General features: G+C 38.5%; 11 protein-coding genes. All 11 read right to left on the bottom strand.

Annotation, left to right across the window (positions count from 1 at the left end):
• Positions 1-92: 92 nt before the first annotated feature.
• Entirely contained in the window at positions 93-710 is a 618-nt protein-coding gene (locus VJJ80_00780; GenBank protein ID HLC38652.1) for a hypothetical protein, read from the bottom strand.
• Between the two features lie 40 nt (positions 711-750).
• Positions 751-2874, bottom strand: a complete 2124-nt coding sequence (gene fusA, locus VJJ80_00785; GenBank protein ID HLC38653.1) for an elongation factor G — start codon at positions 2872-2874, stop codon at positions 751-753.
• A 104-nt stretch (positions 2875-2978) separates the two neighbouring features.
• Positions 2979-3455: a 30S ribosomal protein S7 gene (rpsG, locus tag VJJ80_00790; protein ID HLC38654.1), complete on the bottom strand. Its 477-nt coding sequence runs from the start codon at positions 3453-3455 to the stop codon at positions 2979-2981.
• Positions 3456-3484: 29 nt separating this feature from the next.
• Complete coding sequence (gene rpsL / locus VJJ80_00795) at positions 3485-3895, bottom strand: 30S ribosomal protein S12 (GenBank protein HLC38655.1); 411 nt, start codon at positions 3893-3895, stop codon at positions 3485-3487.
• Between the two features lie 52 nt (positions 3896-3947).
• The gene (gene rpoC, locus VJJ80_00800; GenBank protein HLC38656.1) at positions 3948-7760 is read right to left on the bottom strand and encodes a DNA-directed RNA polymerase subunit beta'; all 3813 of its coding nucleotides are present in this window, start codon (positions 7758-7760) and stop codon (positions 3948-3950) included.
• A 1-nt stretch (position 7761) separates the two neighbouring features.
• Positions 7762-11115, bottom strand: a complete 3354-nt coding sequence (locus VJJ80_00805; protein ID HLC38657.1) for a DNA-directed RNA polymerase subunit beta — start codon at positions 11113-11115, stop codon at positions 7762-7764.
• A 498-nt stretch (positions 11116-11613) separates the two neighbouring features.
• A complete protein-coding gene (locus VJJ80_00810) occupies positions 11614-12780 on the bottom strand; it encodes a LysM peptidoglycan-binding domain-containing protein (GenBank protein HLC38658.1) in 1167 nt (388 codons plus the stop codon).
• A 261-nt stretch (positions 12781-13041) separates the two neighbouring features.
• Positions 13042-14094, bottom strand: coding sequence for a HEAT repeat domain-containing protein (locus tag VJJ80_00815; protein ID HLC38659.1), 1053 nt, complete (start codon positions 14092-14094; stop codon positions 13042-13044).
• Positions 14095-14102: 8 nt separating this feature from the next.
• Positions 14103-15317: a CdaR family protein gene (locus VJJ80_00820; protein ID HLC38660.1), complete on the bottom strand. Its 1215-nt coding sequence runs from the start codon at positions 15315-15317 to the stop codon at positions 14103-14105.
• Positions 15318-15328: 11 nt separating this feature from the next.
• Positions 15329-16150: a diadenylate cyclase CdaA gene (gene cdaA, locus VJJ80_00825; GenBank protein HLC38661.1), complete on the bottom strand. Its 822-nt coding sequence runs from the start codon at positions 16148-16150 to the stop codon at positions 15329-15331.
• A 156-nt stretch (positions 16151-16306) separates the two neighbouring features.
• The gene (gene infB / locus VJJ80_00830; GenBank protein ID HLC38662.1) at positions 16307-18286 is read right to left on the bottom strand and encodes a translation initiation factor IF-2; all 1980 of its coding nucleotides are present in this window, start codon (positions 18284-18286) and stop codon (positions 16307-16309) included.
• Positions 18287-18385: the final 99 nt, after the last annotated feature.

Genomic DNA, 18385 nt, shown 5'->3' on the forward strand with positions numbered 1-18385 from the left:
CTATTTTATCAGACTTTTGTTATTTTAACAAACTTTAAATTATATGTCAAGCGCCAACTTTTGGCTTTTTGGGAAAATTTTTAAATTTTAAACTAATTAAATTGAAATGATTTTGCAAATGCTTCAAAAATTGGCCAGAATTCATCTTTATCTTGAGAGGCAAACCAACCATCGATTATTATTAATTCATCTTTATTTTCGAATTTAATTTCTGCAGGAGCGGTATCTTCTGCAACATCTATATTGCTAATTAAATATTCTGAGGCTAAAAATTTTCCGAGAGTAATTTTCTTATTAATTTGGAATCGATCGCTGTTGTCGGTGTAACCTTCAAAAATTCCGATGGGCAAAATGCGGACGACAATTTGTGAACCATTTTCGATTTTTTTCTGGGGAGTGCTACCCCAATTCAAGTCTGAGCTAGAAAAACTAACAAAATCCTGAGCTGGCGATTTAGTGGTATCTTTATCTTCGCTAACTTTCCAAGTTGAAGGGTGACGAACGCTATAACTATAAGTTAAATTGGAATATTTTATCCAACTTGAAGTTAGCGTCTTTTGCAAATTTGAAGTTTTGTTTTTAGCGGCATCGGCTGCGGCTTGGTTTGAAGCTGGCACCAAACTTAAACCGGCGGCCCAAATCAAAATTGCCGCGACAGTGGCGCAGGTTATTAGCACAAATAAGGCTGGAATTGGATGAACTCTTCTCATTGCCCCTCAAATACATTATATACAAAACCGGTTGAGTTTATCAACTTTTTTCAGTTTTAGTTTTTTCAAAATCTCCCACAATTCGTTCAAAAATATGGTGTGGAACCGGTTCATAATGATCAAATTCCATAGTGGATGAACCGCGACCAGAAGTAAGGGTTCGCAAGGCGGTGGTGTAACCAAACATGGTTGCCAAGGGCACTTTAGCATCAATGACTTTCATATTGGTGCGGTCTGAAACTTGTTCAATCTGAGCACGGCGGCTGTTCAGGTCACCGGTGACATCACCCAAATCATCACTGGGGATAATAACTTCTAATTTCATAATCGGTTCGAGAATTTGTGGGGTAGCTTTTTTAACCGCACTTTGCAAGGCCATGGAACCGGCAATTTGGAAAGCAATTTCCGAAGAGTCAACTTCATGATAAGAACCATCATAAAGAGTCACGGCCAAATCAGTCAAAGGATAGCCGGCAAGAACCCCTCTTTGCGAAGCTTCTTTGATACCTTTTTCGACTGCTGGAATAAATTCTCGAGGAATGCGGCCACCGACAATTTTATCAATAAATTCAACGCCTTCGCCCCGTTCTTTGGGCTCAATATTAAGTAAAACGTGACCATATTGACCGCGACCACCGGTTTGTCGAATAAATTTGCCTTCAGCCTTGGCAGGTGCGGAAATGGTTTCTCTGTAAGCTACTTGAGGATTGCCAATATTAGCTTCGACGGAAAATTCACGCTTCATGCGGTCAACCAAAATTTCTAGATGTAATTCACCCATGCCAGAAATAATTGTTTGGCTGGTTTCTTCATCAACTTTGACTTTGAAGGTGGGATCTTCCTCGGCCAATCTTTTTAACGATTGGGCTAATTTTTCTTGATCGGCTTTTGTTTTCGGTTCAATGGCAATGGAAATGACCGGATCTGGAAAATTAATTTTTTCCAAAATAACCGGTTTTGCGGGGTCACACAAGGTATCGCCAGTAGTGGTCTCTTTTAAGCCCACGGCCGCGGCAATATCACCCGCATAGACCTCTTTGACTTCTTCGCGATGATTAGCGTGCATTCTTAAAATTCGGCCGATTCTTTCTCTCGCGCCGGTGCTGGCATTTAAAATATATGAGCCCGAGGATAAGGTTCCAGAATATACCCTAAAAAAGGCTAATTTGCCGACAAAAGGATCAGCGGCAATTTTAAACGCTAAAGCCGCAAATGGGGCGGAATCTTCGGGTTTAATTTCAATTTCGGTTTCATCTTTGGGGTTAGTACCTTTAATTTGAGGAGCTTCCAAGGGTGATGGTAAAAATCCAGCCACCGCATCTAATAAAGGCTGAACGCCTTTGTTTTTTAGGGCAGAACCGGTTAAAACTGGATAAATTTTATTTTCAATAGTGGCTTTTCGCAAAGCTTGATATAACTCATCATTAGTAATTTCTTTGCCGTCTAAATATTTTTGTAAAAGATCGTTTGAAGTCTCAACAATTTCTTCAATCATTTTATGACGCCATTTCTCAGCTTGAGCGTGATATTCCTCAGGCATTTCACTGGTGGTTAAGTCTTTGCCCAATTCATCAGCGTGTTTATAGGCTTTCATTTCAAATAAATTGATAATGCCTTCAAATTTATCCTCAGAACCGATTGGGATTTGGATGACAACGGCTTTGGCACCTAATTTATCTTTGATTGATTTAAATGATTTTTCAAAATCGGCACCCATACGATCCATTTTATTGATAAAACAAATTCGAGGCACTGCAAATTTATCAGCTTGACGCCAAACAGTTTCTGATTGTGGTTCAACACCGGCGACACCATCAAAAACTACCACCGCACCATCTAAAACACGGAGTGAGCGTTGGACTTCAGCGGTAAAATCAATGTGGCCCGGAGTATCAATAATATTAATCAAACAATTACCGTTAGAATCATCTAACCATTTGGGGATTGGCCAAAAACTGGTGGTCGCCGCCGCCGTAATAGTGATGCCGCGTTCTTTTTCTTGTTCCATCCAGTCCATCACCGCCGTACCTTCGTGAACTTCACCAATTTTATAGGTTTTTCCAGAATAATATAAAATGCGCTCTGTGACAGTGGTTTTGCCAGCATCAATATGAGCAATAATACCAATATTTCTAATTTTTTCGATCGGGTATTCGCGAGCCATAATAAGTCCTTTGGAAAAGTTATAAATTTTATTGAGCCTAAATTAATGATTATATTATAGGAATAAAAAAGCCTCTCCTTTAACTTTTAGCTTGAAACTCAGGCTTAAAGCCTGGCATAGTGGGCAAAAGCACGATTAACTTCAGCTAATTTGTGCATTTCCTGTTTTTTCTTGACCGCCGCCCCGATATTTTGAGCGGCATCCATTAATTCTTGAGCAAGATAATCTGCCATTTGACTACCTTGGCGATCGCGAGCCGCTTGGATAATCCAACGCATCGCTAAAGTTTGTTGGCGGTCCCTTTTCACTTCCATGGGTACTTGATAGGTCGCACCACCAATTCGACGCGAGCGCACTTCAAGTTGAGGGCAGGAATTGGAAATAGCGGTCTCAAAAATATCAACGGCTGGTTTTTTAAGTTTTACTTCACAAATTGCAAAAGCGGCATAAACAATTTTTTGAGCGGTGGATTTTTTGCCCCGTCTCATTAATTGATTAATAAATTTAGCTACTTGCGTAGAATTATATTTGGGATCCGGTTCAATTTGATTTTTTTTATAATTTCGAGCCTTACCTCTCATAAAATTCCTTTTTAAATCCAATTAAGATATTATTTGCCTCTTTTGGCACCATATTTAGAACGTCCTTGCTGCCGATTTTCCACACCAGCGGTGTCTAATTTCCCTCTCACTATATGATATCTGACACCAGGCAAGTCTTTGACTCTGCCACCGCGCAGCATAACCACAGAATGTTCTTGAAGATTATGGCCAATGCCGGGAATATAAGCGGTGACTTCTTGGCCATTAGTAAGCCTGACCCTAGCAATTTTTCGCAGGGCTGAGTTTGGTTTTTTAGGGGTGACGGTGGTGACTTTAATGCAAATGCCTCTTTTAAATGGTGAGGGATGAGAATATGACTTTCGTCTAAGGGTGTTAAAACCCCTTAAAAGAGCTGGCACTTTGGATTTTTTCTGGATTTTCCGACGCGGTTTTCTAATTAATTGTGATATGGTGGGCATTTTGGTTTCCTTAACTTTCTTATTTTATCCTAAAATTTAACTTTTGGCAAGCCTATTTGTAGTTTTTTAAATATTTTCCTAATTCTTGACCAATTATGCTGTGGCTAAAGCCAGTCCCGGCCGGGATAATTCGACCAATAATGACATTTTCTTTTAAGCCTCTTAAATGATCGATTTTACCTTTAGTGGCGGCATCGATTAAAGTTCTGGTGGTTTCTTGGAAAGAGGCCGCAGAAAGAAAACTTTCCGTGCTCAAAGCGACCTTGGTAATACCTAAAACGATATCTTCCATAATCGCTTGTGGCTTATTTTTATGGCTTAATTTTTCATTTTCAGTGACCACTAAAAACCGATCCACAATTTGGTTGGGTAGCCAAGCGGTGGCGCCGGGACTTTTAATGCGAACTTTTTGCAACATTTGTCTGACAATTAATTCAATATGCTTATCGTTAATGGTCTGACCTTGTGAGCTATAAATATTTTGGATTTCTTTAACAATATATTTTTCAACCATGCGTCGGCCAGAAATCTTCAACATTTGGTTAAGATTCCAAGCCCCTTCAGTTAAAGCAGTCCCTTTTTCGACCAGATCACTATTAGCAACCCGCAAATGCACCAAAGGAGAAACTTGATATTCGACAACCTTATATTCTCTGGAGGTTAAAGTGAGTTTATCTTTTTCGATTTTTACTTCGCCGTCAAAGATGGCTCTAAGCGGAGACTTGCTTGGGCAATTGGCTAAAATTTGTTTAGCTTTAACTTTATCGCCATTTTTAACGACCATTTTGTAGCCTTTGGCGAGCTTATATTCTTGAGTGCTTTTTACATTTGATTTAATGCGAATAATTTTATGGTCTTTTTCGTTCGCAAGACTGATATGACCGGAAATTTCCGAAATTTGGGCAGGATTGCGAGGGTTCCGAGCTTCAAAAAGTTCTTCAACGCGAGGTAAACCCTGAGTAATATCTTCACCGGCAATACCACCAATATGAAACGTCCGCATCGTCAACTGCGTACCAGGTTCACCAATGGCTTGCGCGGCAATAATACCGATGGCAGTACCAGTTTCTACTAAAGTGCCGGTGGCTAAATTGCGACCATAACATTTTTGGCAAATGCCGGGTTTAGCTTTACAGGTTAGGACGGAGCGAACCTGAACCTCGGGAATCCGATTTTTCATAATCGTCTCAACGGCAACTTTACCAATTTCTTGATCTTTTTCTAAAATTACTTCACCAGTTTTAGGGTCAACTAAGGGCTTGGCAGTATATCTTCCGAGGACATTAGTTTCAAAATCGTCGCCGGCTTCTTCGGTTTCAGCCAAATTAACGGTAATACTGTCAGTGGTTTTACAGTCTGCAGAATCGACAATTAAATCTTGGGAAACATCAATTAGACGGCGGGTCAAATATCCAGCGTCAGCCGTTCTTAAAGCCGTATCTGATTTTCCTTTTCTGGCACCGTGTGAAGAAATAAAATATTCAAACTCAGATAAACCATCCTTATAGTTGGCTAAAATCGGCAACTCAATAATTTCACCAGCCGGGTTAGCCACCAGACCTCTCATGCCGGCAATCTGGACCAACTGGTCCGGAGTCCCTTTTGAGCCTGAATTTACCATCATATAAATTGGGTTATCGGTCGAAAAATTATCTAACATCGCTTTTTTGATACGCGCTTTCACGTCAATCCATAAATCAACTGCTTTCAAATATCTTTCAAAAGAAGTAATTAAACCTTGCTGAAATTGTTTAGTAATTTCCGCAATTTGTTTTTCAGCTTCAGCAATTAATTCCTTTTTCTGTTCAGGAACTTTCACGTCATTTACCGAAAAAGTGATACCAGATTGGGTGGCGTAATGAAAACCTAATTTTTTAATATCATCGACAAATCTGACGGTTTCTTTATTGCCATATTTTTCAAAACATTCTAAAACTAAGGCTTTTAGAATTTTTTTATCAATGAAAAGATTTTTAAATTGCATGCCGATTGGGATAACTTGATTCAAAATAATTCTGCCTACTGAAGTGTCAATATTTGCACCATCGATTTTAACCTTAATCAGCGCTTTCAAACCAATAATTTCGTTTTCATAGGCCAATAAAGCCTCATCAGTATCAGCGAAAATACGACCGGCACCTTTGGCATTTTCTTCAATTTTAGTTAAATAGTAACAACCCAAAACTATTTCCTGAGAAGGGGCAATGATTGGTTCACCTGAGGCTGGTTTTAATAAGTTTCGAATTGAATACATCATGCGATCGGCTTCAAAATTTGCTTGTCGAGATAAAGGAATATAAACTGCCATTTGGTCGCCATCAAAGTCAGCATTATAAGCTGGGCAAACCAAAGGATGAATCTGAATCGCTTTACCTTCAACCAAGACTGGCTGAAAGGCTTGAATTCCTAAACGATGCAAGGTTGGCGCGCGATTTAAGAAAACTAAATGATTTTTAATAATGCTTTCTAAAATATCCCAAACTTCAGGGGTTTGTTTTTCTAATAATCGGCTTGCATTTTTAACATTATGAGCAAAACCATTCGAAATTAATTTGGAAATAATAAAAGGCTTAAAGAGTTCCAAAGCCATCATTTTAGGTAAACCGACTTGATTTAATTTCAATTGAGGACCAACCACAATCACAGAACGGCCAGAATAATCAACTCTTTTTCCTAAAAGATTTTGTCGAAAACGGCCTTGCTTGCCTTTAAGCATATCTGATAATGATTTTAATTTGCGACGGCCAGCGGTGGTAACCACGGAGCGGTCTCGGCGCGCCGAATTGTCGATTAAAGCATCGACGGCTTCCTGTAACATTCTTTTTTCGTTTCGACAAATGACTTCAGGGGCTTTTTGATCAATTAAACGCTTTAAACGATTGTTGCGGTTAATGACGCGTCGATATAAATCATTTAAATCCGAAGCGGCAAAACGACCACCATCTAATTGGACCATTGGTCTCAAATCCGGAGGAATCACCGGCAAGACTGTCAGCACCATCCATTCTGGTCTTAAGCCGGCTTTTTTGAATTCAATTAGGGTTCTTAATCTTTTTAGGTTCTTTTTGGATTCTTGTTCAGTCTTTTTTCTTAAACGATTTTGAATATCTTTAATTTCCCGGTCCAAATCAATTCTTTTGAGCAATTCGTAAATCGCTTCGGCACCAATACCAACCTTAATGACTTGACCATATTTTAAAGACAAGTCCAAATAATTTCTTTCGGAAATAATTTGTTTAGGTTTTAAATTTTTAATTTCATTTTTTGCAGAAAGATAAGAAATTTCGAGCTCTTCAACTTCTTTGCGCGATTTTGGACTATCGGCTTTGGTGGTTTCAATTTTTAAATTTTTAGTGGAAATTTTGGCGCCAGCGCGCATTTGTGATTTAATTTTTTTCATTTCTGAATCAAGATCGGTTAAGGCTTTTTTTTGAACATCCTCAAAAACATCTAAAATAATATAATTAGCAAAATAAATCACTTTTTCTAATTCTTTAACCGATAAACCTAAAATTAAACCAATTTTAGATGGCACGCCGCGAGCATACCAAATATGGGTGATGGGAACGGAAAGCGCAATATGGCCCATTCGTTCACGTCTCACCGAGGCTCTGGTGACTTCGACCCCGCATTTATCACAAATTACACCTTTGTATCGGATCTTTTTATATTTTCCGCAATAACATTCATAGTCTTTGGTCGGACCGAAAATTCGTTCATCAAATAAACCATCGCGTTCTGGTTTTTGGGTGCGGTAGTTGATCGTCTCAGGTTTTGTCACTTCCCCATATGACCATTTTTTAATATCCTCCGGAGAAGAAACCGAAATTCGAATTGAGTCAAAATCAATATTTTCTTCTGGCATTTTACCCCTTAGGTTTAATTTGAGTATTTTGACCGGCTTTTAATAATTCGACTGATAAACCCAAGCTCTGCAATTCTTTAACTAAAACATTAAATGATTCCGGAATAGAAACTTGGGTAATGGGATCGCCCTTGATAATGGCTTCGTAGGCTTTGCTGCGACCAGTGACGTCATCAGATTTGATCGTCAACATTTCCTGCAAAGTATAGGCGGCGCCATAGGCTTCGAGGGCCCAAACTTCCATTTCTCCAAAACGCTGACCGCCGAATTGAGCTTTACCGCCTAATGGTTGCTGCGTGACCATCGAATATGGGCCAATGGAACGAGCATGCATCTTATCATCGACTAAATGGATTAATTTCATTATGTAAACGGCACCCACGGTGACTTCGTGCTCAAAAAGTTCACCAGTGCGGCCATCATATAGTTTGGTCGTACCATTTTCAGATAAACCAGCTTTTTTAAGTTCTTGGCGGATCATGGTTTCGTCAACAGATCTAAAAACCGGATTGGCAATTTTATAGCCTAAAACCTGAAGTGCCCGCCCCAAGTGGGCTTCGAAAATCTGACCAATGTTCATTCGAGAAATTACTCCCAACGGATTTAAAACCACATCAACTGGAGTGCCATCAGGTAAAAAGGGCATATCTTCTTGTGGTAAAATTCGAGAAATAACACCTTTGTTGCCGTAGCGTCCGGCTAATTTATCACCAATTGAGACTTTTCTTAATTGGGCCACGGAGACTTCAATCATTTGAAAAACACCGGCGGAGAGTTCGGCACCTTTTTCTTTGGAAAAGATTTTTACATCGACAACCTTGCCTCTTTCGCCATGCGGCAATCTCAAAGAGGTATCGCGAACGTCTTTGGCTTTTTCACCAAAAATCGCTCTTAAAAGTCTTTCTTCAGCGGAAAGTTCGGTTTCGCCTTTGGGGGTAATTTTTCCAACTAAAATATCACCAGCTTTAATTTCGGCGCCGATTCGAACAACCCCCCCTTCATCGAGGTTGCGTAAAGTTTCTTCGGAAACATTGGGGATATCGCGGGTGACCACTTCTGGACCCAATTTAGTATCACGAACTTCAATCGCATATTTTTCGATATGAATTGAAGAATAAACATCATCTTCAACTAATTTTGAAGAAATGACAATCGCGTCATCACAGTTAGCACCCTCCCATGGCATATAAGCGACAACCACATTCTGACCTAAAGCCAATTCTCCTAAATCAGTTGCCATTGAATCTGCCAAAACCGTGCCTTTTTCCACTTTTTGATTTAGGGTGACGGCTGGTCGTTGGTGCAAACAAGTACCTTGGTTAGAACGTAAATAATTTATTAAATGATAAGTTTTTTCTTCCTTAGAACCCTTAACCACAATTTTAGAAGCATCTACCTCGGTGATGGTACCGGCTTCTTGGGCAATTAAAAGCTGGCCAGAATCTCTAGCACAAATTTCTTCAATACCAGTCCCGACAATTGGTGAAGCGGCTTGAATCAACGGTACGGCTTGACGTTCCATGTTAGCACCCATTGAAGCTCTCACACCATCAGTATGTTCCAAAAATGGGATTAGAGCGGCGGAAATAGAAATGATTTGTTCTGGAGAAATACCAATATAATCAATTTTATCAATTGACTCAATGTCGGGTTTGCCAAATTTTCTAACCACCATTTTTGATTCAATTAACTGATTTTTTTCATCAACAACTTCAGTGTCGGCATAAGGCGAAGGGGCAATAGTGCATTGCTCTTCTTCGGCGGCATCCAAATATTCCAAATGGCTGGAAATAAATGGTCGCACTTTAATATTTTCTTGGATTTTCTTTAAAGATTTTTGAATAGATTGAGTGATTGGTTGATTTTTTTCAATAATCACTTGATTAGTCTTGGGATCCGTGACTTTCTCGAAAGCTAATCTGCCAATTATTTTGGAAGATTTTGTGGGTAAAAGATTTATAATTTTTTTATAGGGACTTTCGATAAAACCATATTCATTAATTCTAGCATATGAAGCCATATAACCGACCAAACCAATGTTTGGACCTTCGGGAGTTTCCACTGGGCAGATTTTGCCATAGTGAGAACTATGAACATCGCGGGCTTCAAAACCAGCTCTTTCTCGAGACAAGCCACCCGGACCAATCGCCGACAAACATCGTTTGTGCTCAAGTTCAGCTAAAGGATTGGTTTGGTTCATAAATTGAGATAGTTGCGAAGAGGCAAAAAATTCCTGCAAAATCGCAATAATCGGACGAGCATTAATCATCATCGCCGGCGTGGCTAAATTTGGATCAACGACACTCATGCGGTCCTTGACAATTCTTTCTAGTCTCACTAAACCGACTCGGGTGCGATCTTGAACTAATTCACCCACCGAGCGAATTCTTCGATTTGACAAATGGTCAATGTCATCTGGTTCAGATCCCGGAGTCAAATTTAAGCGCACGACCTCTTTGGTAACTTCGGCAACATCCTCGGGTTTTAGGACTCGATTTTCAAAACTGATGGCAATTTTTTGGTGTAAACGTTGGTTGAGGCGATATCGGCCAACTTTGGATAAATCGTATCTTTTTAAATCAAAAAACATGCTATCAAATAAAGATTTGGCATTTTCGTAAGTTGCCATTTCACCCGGTCGAATTCTTTTATAGGTTTCTAAAACTGCTTCTTGGTGGTTTTTGGAAGGATCTTTTTCAAGAGTCGCTTTAAAATAATCATGGTCAGGATCCGAACCGGCAGCATCAAAAATTTTCTTGAGTTCTTCATCTGAGCCATATCCCAAGGCTCTTAAAAAAGTGGTGATTGGCAATCTTCTTTTTTGATCGATTCGAACAGAAATGACATCTTTTTGATTGGTTTCTAATTCTAGCCAGGCGCCGCGTTGAGGAATAATTTTGGCGCCAAATAAATTTCGGCCGTTAACTTCATCGGCGACGAATAAAACCCCGTAAGATCTAATAATTTGATTTACGACGACTCTTTCCACGCCGTTGATAATAAAGGTGCCTCGGTTAGTCATTTGTGGAAAATCGCCCAAAAAGACTTCTTGCTCTTTAATCTCGCCGGTCTCTTTATTAACCAGTGATAATTTAACTTTAAGAGGCGCTTTATAAGTTAAATAATTTTCCCGAGCAAAGATTTCATCAAATTTAGGCTTTTCAAAAAAATAATCCCCAAATCTGAGTTCCATTTTTTCACCAGTAAAGTCAATGACTGGAGAAATCTCTTCAAAAAGTTCGCCCAAGCCTTGTTTTAAGAACCAATTATACGAATCAAGCTGGATTTCAATCAAATTAGGAAAAGGAAAATTTTCTTTGGACAAAAACTTTCTGCCGATTTGATTCTGAATCATTCGACCTCCTCAAAATTTTGACACAAAAAAGACACTATTAAAATAATAGAGTTTAATCTAATTTAATTTGTTTCGCAAAAATCTGATGCCAAGTTTAAGCCTTAACCCGCTCCTCAATTTGCCATTCAATAATTTTGATAAAATAAAATGGCAAAAATCGAGGCTAAATAAATGCTTTGACCACTAAAAACACTAAAGAAAAAGTTCTTTAGCAGAACTGGTCAAATCAATTTTAATTAATTCTATCTTTATCTTAGCATACCGCTAAATCCTTGTCAATACCTCCACCTTAAAAAATAATAATTGACAGGTATTGACCCCTCTTAATCGCATCTTGAGCCGTGAACGAATAGTTCTCACCTGCCCGCCATCAGCTGCACTTCAGGCACTAGCAGGTGGGAAAGGCGAAAGATAAGATTTGTGGGGTCAAGCCCCTAAATTTTATAAAATGGATTTTTCGGGAATTTTTTTGGGAAATTTAGCGGTTTTAAATATAATTTAATAAATATAAATGCCATAATTGGTTGGGACGGTGCGATAATTTACTCGACCCCAACCAACATAATTCATTTCAGAAATTGTGATCGTGCCACCATGGACTGCCTCAACATAAGCGACATGGCCCCACCTACTTTCACGAGTGGCTAAAATTGCACCCACGGCGGGAGCATAGCCGGTTCGATAACCATATCTGGAAGCTTGATAGGGCCAAGTTTCGGCATTGCCACGCCACGGTACGTATCTTCTCGAAGCGACATACCAAGTGCACCAGCCGAACGGAAAACTATTCGGACCACGTTGATTTCGAACCACAATACCGGCAACCTGACCAGACCCAGAACGATTGCTGGCAAGTTTAGTTCGAGTTGGAGCAGGTTTAGTGCCGCCAATAATAACTAATTTTTGACTGGCAAAGATGGCAGCAGATCCTCCTAAATTATTGGCTTTAATAGTGCCTTGCAAATTTCCCTTGTAGGCAGCAACGATCTCGCTTAAGGTTTCTCCCCTTGCCACTGTATGTACGATTCCATCTGTAGGTAAGATGGTTAATTTTTGTCCAGGTTGAATCGTATCGCCAGATAAATTATTGGCATTTTTAACTGTAATATAGGAAATTCCAAATTTTTGCGCAATTGAGGCTAAGGTATCACCACCTTTGACTATATAATAGGTAATACCAGCTCTTTGGGTGGCTGTCGCGGTTTGTATCGCGTTATTGCCTTGCGCGTATGTGGTTTGAATCACGGCTGGGCTAGCCACAAATTGACTATCATCGGTGATGATGGCATTTTTTAAGACAATTCTTTGAACAATGGCAGTTGGTTTTTGGGCTTTCACGGTTTGCGGAGTATATTTTTGGATTTTTGAGACTAGCGCGACTAAATCTTCTTCAGAAACTGCCGAAGATTCAGACAAAGCAATGTCAGTGTAATATTCTTCAGTAATAATTTTTGAACCCCGAGCGCTGATAAAATTGGCGGCAAAAACTATGCCGGCTAAGATAAAAAGGCCTAAATGCCGAGTCACAAAATTGTTAGCAAAATTAATTTGAAAAGTTTGAATTGGTATTGGGCTAATAATTTGCTTTGGCGTTGATTTATTTTTTGCCACAAATCTTTTGACTAATTGATTTGGTCTAAGCTGGTGTAAAATAATTTGAGACAAACGGTAAAACCATACTCTTAGGGTATGGTTTATAAAATTCAAAAATAAAAATTTAATTTTACTGAAAATTATCAAATAACTTTGGGTGCGAAGATGTCTTATAAGCCTGGACTTTTTAGAGTTCGGCTTTAAAGTAAAAATTGTCACCTCCCAAAACCTAAATTTATGATTCCGAATACAACAAATATTGTATAGGCTTTAAAAATAATGTCAAGGGTTTTTGGTGTTTTTTTACAAATTTAGGTTTAAAATTTGACAATATCAACTGAAAATTACCAAAAAATGGAGGGTTTTTTTGAGCTCATCGCGAATTTCAGGATTAAGCTCTTTTTTAAGACGTTTTCGAAGATGTGGGATGGCTTTTGGATTGCGCAAATTGGAAATTGCTAAAATTGCTTGGAGCTGTAAAGATCGATTGGTACCCTTTAAAAGTTTGAGCAAGAATGGTAATGATTGATCAACTTTAAAGCTATTAAAAGCTAAAACTGCTTCAAATAAAATTTCTTCAACCAGCTCTTGAGTTAATAAAAATTTAATTAATTCTAAATCATATTGATTTTTTCTCGCCGCAGCCATTGACCAAATTAGATTTTTTTGGATGATTTCTGGTAAGTTATTAAATTCTTCAAGAAGCTTTTTAATTTGTCCATATTTCTCATTTTGGACAAAATAATCTACATATTCATTTAAAATTTCTGGCTCCAATTGTAAATTAAATTGCTTTTCTAGGAATTCGGCAGCTTCCGCGGGATCAATCTTGGCTAATAATTTGATGATTTTAGACTTAACCTGCAAATTGTTATCTTCTAAATATAATTTTTCGAGGCTAAAAATGCTAATTTGAGAATGCAATTTTTCTAAAGCATCAAGCGCTGATAATTTTAATTCGTTTTCCAGATGCCAGAATAAAATAGTTTCCAAAGCCTCAATAATTTCTTTATTCGGCCTCGTTGAAGCTAAAATCGCGATAATTTTCTTTTTAATTTCAAGGTCAATATTAGAAAAAAGTAAATTAATTAATTCATCAACCACCTCGTCCCCGGCTAACTGTCCTTGAGCGAGCAAGATTTCATTTCGAACATGAAAATTTTTTTCTTCATTTTTGAGCTCAGATAATTGTTTATTTAAGGGCAAAAAACCAGATTGTCCAGATTGGCGTAAAAGTTCGATTTTCTGGTTCGGATCATTAATTTTCGAAAAGGTACTTTTTCTTAGTTTTTTTTGCAAAACCAAACCATCAACATTTTGAGGGGGATTTTTTATTTCAAGATTATTATTTTTAGGATCGGCAAAATCACTAAAATCAATTTCCATGCTTACCTTTATTTAATATTTACCACGACATTGTTAGGAATATAACTAATAATTGAAACACCGTTGGGAACTGAAATTGAGTCTTTACCAATACCAATCATATGGCTTCCAGAAGAACGTCCAGACAAATCCAAATTGATCACGACATTATCGGCTGACAGATTTTGCAATAATCCTGGAGGACCCGAAACCATCACGATCACATTTTGTGGCGTCATACCCTGAACAGTTACCCCTGAACCTAAACCAGAATAAGAAAATCCGGCGGCAATCTCGCGAGTTTGAGCAGAAAGCGAAACTTTAACTTTGACAATAATTGTTTCGGTTTCTCCTTCAACCATGACCGCACCCTTGGGTAAGGCCGGGGTAATTTCAAATTCTTTGTCTTGATTTAAACCGGCGATATTAATCGGTTGTGTTTCGATCCATTCTAATTTTTCGACCACATCCTCATTTCCGGTGACGCGAATAGAGGCTGGCTCAAAACTAACATTAGAAATCCAATACCCAGATGCAACCGATCCTGCAAATTTTGGCTTAATTCCGACGACTTTACCGCCACCAGATTTTGCCACACTAATTTTTATGGTTACTTTCTCGGGTGAAAAGATGATATTTTTCACTTGTTTATCATATTCATCATAGGCTGACAATTTTACCTTTTGTTCAATATCTCGATCCTGTCCGGCTAAATTTACAACTGCCGTTGCCTGGGAAACGCTGTCAATGAGGTCCCTGGCTCCTCGAGCTTCAATTTTGACTGGATCAAGCTTGGTTTCCATCACTTCATAGCCTGCGGCTAATTGGCCTTCAAGCCGAGAAGATACATTTAATTGGGCAGTGACGGCAGTCTCAACACGCACCCTAATTTCCGCTGGATCTAATTCGACAATTTGCACACCAGGCACAGAACTCGTCACTTTGACCGGCACTTGGTGAGTTCCCAAACTCAAATTCCCCAAATCCACAAAAGCGACAAAATCCTCCAAAACTAATTTTTTCCAAACCGAGGCGGGAGCAGAAATTTTCACTCGAACTGTATCTTGATCATAAACTGGCGCTAAATTTGGAGCTAAATTTTGAGTTTCAATATTAATTTCACCTGGAAAATAATCAGTACGATTTTCAACGGTCACCACAAAAAGCCACAATGAAATTGCCAATAACAAACTTAAAAATTTGAGTGATAAATTCTTGGTAAAAAACGACTTGATTGAACTCATTTGGGCTTCCGTTAATTTAAATGAAATAATTTTTCAATAATTTGTTTAATGTCAGTCATGGTTAAACTTGATTCTAACTCGCCTTCGAAGGCCACCGAAATTACCCCTCTTTCTTCACTAATCACAATTACTAAAGCGTCGGTATGTCGGGAAAGGGTGCGGGCCGCACGATGCCTGGCGCCCCATTGCTCTTTTTCCTCGGAAACCGGCAAAACGCAGCCAGCGGCTATTAATTTATTGCCAGATATTAAAACTGCCCCATCGTGTAGAGGCGAAGGTGGCGTAAAAATACTTAAAATTAATTCCTGCGAAACATCAGCGTTTAAGGTATGACCTGATTTGTTATATTCTGAAAGAGGTATTTTTCGTTCTAAGGCGATGACAGCTCCTAAATGACGTTGCTGAATGGTTTGTACGGCGGTTAAAATTTCCGATAGAGTTTGGCGAGTAAATTTATGATTATTCGCAAAACCAGCGCGACCGAGTTTGTCGAGGGCGGCTCTAATTTCGGGCTGAAAAATAATGGGAATTGCCACCACTAAAATTACTCCTAAGTATTTTAAAAGCCAGTTTAAGGTGGCTAAATTTAATAAATGGCCAACAATTAGTAATAAAATAATAATGATAATCCCATATAAAACTCGCACCGCTTTAGATTCCATAATTTTGGACAAGAACCAGTAAATTATGAAAGCTGTCACTAAAATATCTAAAATAATCCAATAATTACCCTCAATGTGGGTGGTGGCAAAAATTCGAGACGACCATTGGGTTAGGCTAAACAATAAGTTTTTTGAGAGTTCAGTTAAGGTATCTCCAAGATTTTGGAGCAAATCCCCTCCTTGCATTATCCATTAAAAATTACTTCTTAAGTTCAAAATTTAGAAATAAATTAATCATACTCAAAATTTGGGTCGAAAAAACTAGACTTAGTTATATTTTACAACTTTGCACAAATTTAGCAAATCAATATCGTGGATTTGAGATCGCTATTTAATTTCGGGCATTTTTTCTTCGATTTCGAAAGCCTTGATCTTATCGCCAACCAGCATTTCAAAATTTGCCTCTAAACCAATTCCGCACTCATTATTTTTTTCTATCTCTCGCACGTCTTCTTGTTTTATTTTCAAGGAATCAATTTTACCGATACCAACTTGATCTTCACCTCGAAAAACCTCGACTTCGGCGCCATTAACTAATTTCCCCTCAGTAATATTGGCACCGATAATTTTCTCGCCTTTGCCATGTTTGAAAACGGCTAAAATTTTAGCAGTGCCAATTTCTTTGCGAGTTCGAATTGGACCGATTAATTTGGCTAACATTTTTTTAGCTTCATCAATAAGTTCATAAATTATGGAAAAGGAAGCAATTTTAATTCTTTTTTCTTGTGCTAATTCTTTGGCAGCTGGCGAGATTAAAGCACGAAAGGCTAAAATAGCCGCGCCAGAAGCATCAGCAGACATCACATCTGATTCGGAAACGGCGCCAACCCCAGCCATGATGACAAAAACTTCGCCTTGATCATTTTTAATTTTTTTCACCGCGTCTAAAACTGCTTTTAGGGAACCGGCCACATCAGCCTTGATAATAACATTTAATTTTTGCACGCCCGGTTTTTGACTCGAAACTGTGTTTGCCATTTGGGCAATCATCCCCTTATACGACCGACGCTTGTCTAATTCCAAAAGATATTCTTTGGCGGTTTTTTCGGTCTCAAAAGCGGTCATTTCTTCGCCAAAATCTGGCACGGCGCTAAAGCCATAAACTCGAACTGGATCAGAAGGCTTCGCTTCGCGAATTTTTTGGCCTAAAAAGTTTTCCATGCTTCGAATTTTACTAATTCTATCCCCGGAAACTACAATATCTCTAACTTTTAAAATTCCTTTTTGAATTAATATGGAAGCAGTGGAACCTTTTTGCGGATCTAAATGTGATTCAATCACCACGCCTTTAGCGGTTCCGGAATAACTGGTTTTTAAACCCTCTAAATCCGTGGAAAGCAAAATCATTTCCAGCAAACCTGATACGCCTTTACCGGTCTTGGCGGAAACTGGAATCATAATCGTGGCACCACCCCATTCCTCTGGAGTAAGATTTATTTTGGCTAATTGCTTTTTAACTCTTTCAATGTCTGCTTCGGGTTTATCAGCTTTATTAATAGCCACAATAATCGGCACGCCGGCGGCTTTGGTGTGATTAACCGCTTCGATGGTTTGCGGCATCACCCCTTCGTCGGCAGCCACCACTAAAATTGCCATATCACAAAGCTTGGTGCCATGTTCACGCATCGCTACAAAAGCTTCATGGCCGGGTGTGTCTAAAAAAGTAATCAAGCGCTTTTTGCCCTCTTTTTTAATTTCAATTTGATATGCGCCGATATGCTGAGTAATTCCCCCAGATTCACCACCAACAATATTTGTTTTTCGAATATAATCTAATAAAGATGTTTTGCCATGGTCAATATGACCAATAATAGTGACAACTGGTGGTCTGGTTTGCAGGTCTTTGGCGGAAACTTTTTCTTTAACCTCAATTTTTTCTTCCTCAGCCGGCTTAACGCTGTAACCTAAATCTTCGGCAATAATCGCGGCAGTTTCAAAATCAATATTTTCGTTAATAGTAGCCATGACGCCATTTTTGACTAATTCTTTAATTACCTCAGTGACTGGTAAATTAAGTCGGGTTGAAAAATCTTTCACGGTGACGATGGGTGGCAAAACAACGGTTTTTGTTTTTAGGTTAGTTTTGGGAGACTTTTTTTCATCTCGAGGTGCAATATCTTTAATGCTGGCCGCTTCTGATTTTTCTAAAAATTCTTTTTCTTTATTGATTTTATCAATGACTTCTTCGGCAATTTTATCTTTTATGGTGCGTGATTTTTTGCCAACTTCATAGCCAAAAACCGAGATTTTCTCTCTAAGTTCTTTGGGGGTAAAATCTAATTTTTTGGCTAAATCAGCAATCTTCATAATAATTTAAAGTGTAAAATGTAAATATCAAAGTGGCAGTTTAAAGTGCAAAATTATCTAATTTAAATTTATATTTTAAATTCCTATTTTACATTTTGA

Source organism: Patescibacteria group bacterium (genome assembly GCA_035288465.1).
Taxonomy (GTDB): domain Bacteria; phylum Patescibacteriota; class UBA1384; order DATEAH01; family DATEAH01; genus DATEAH01.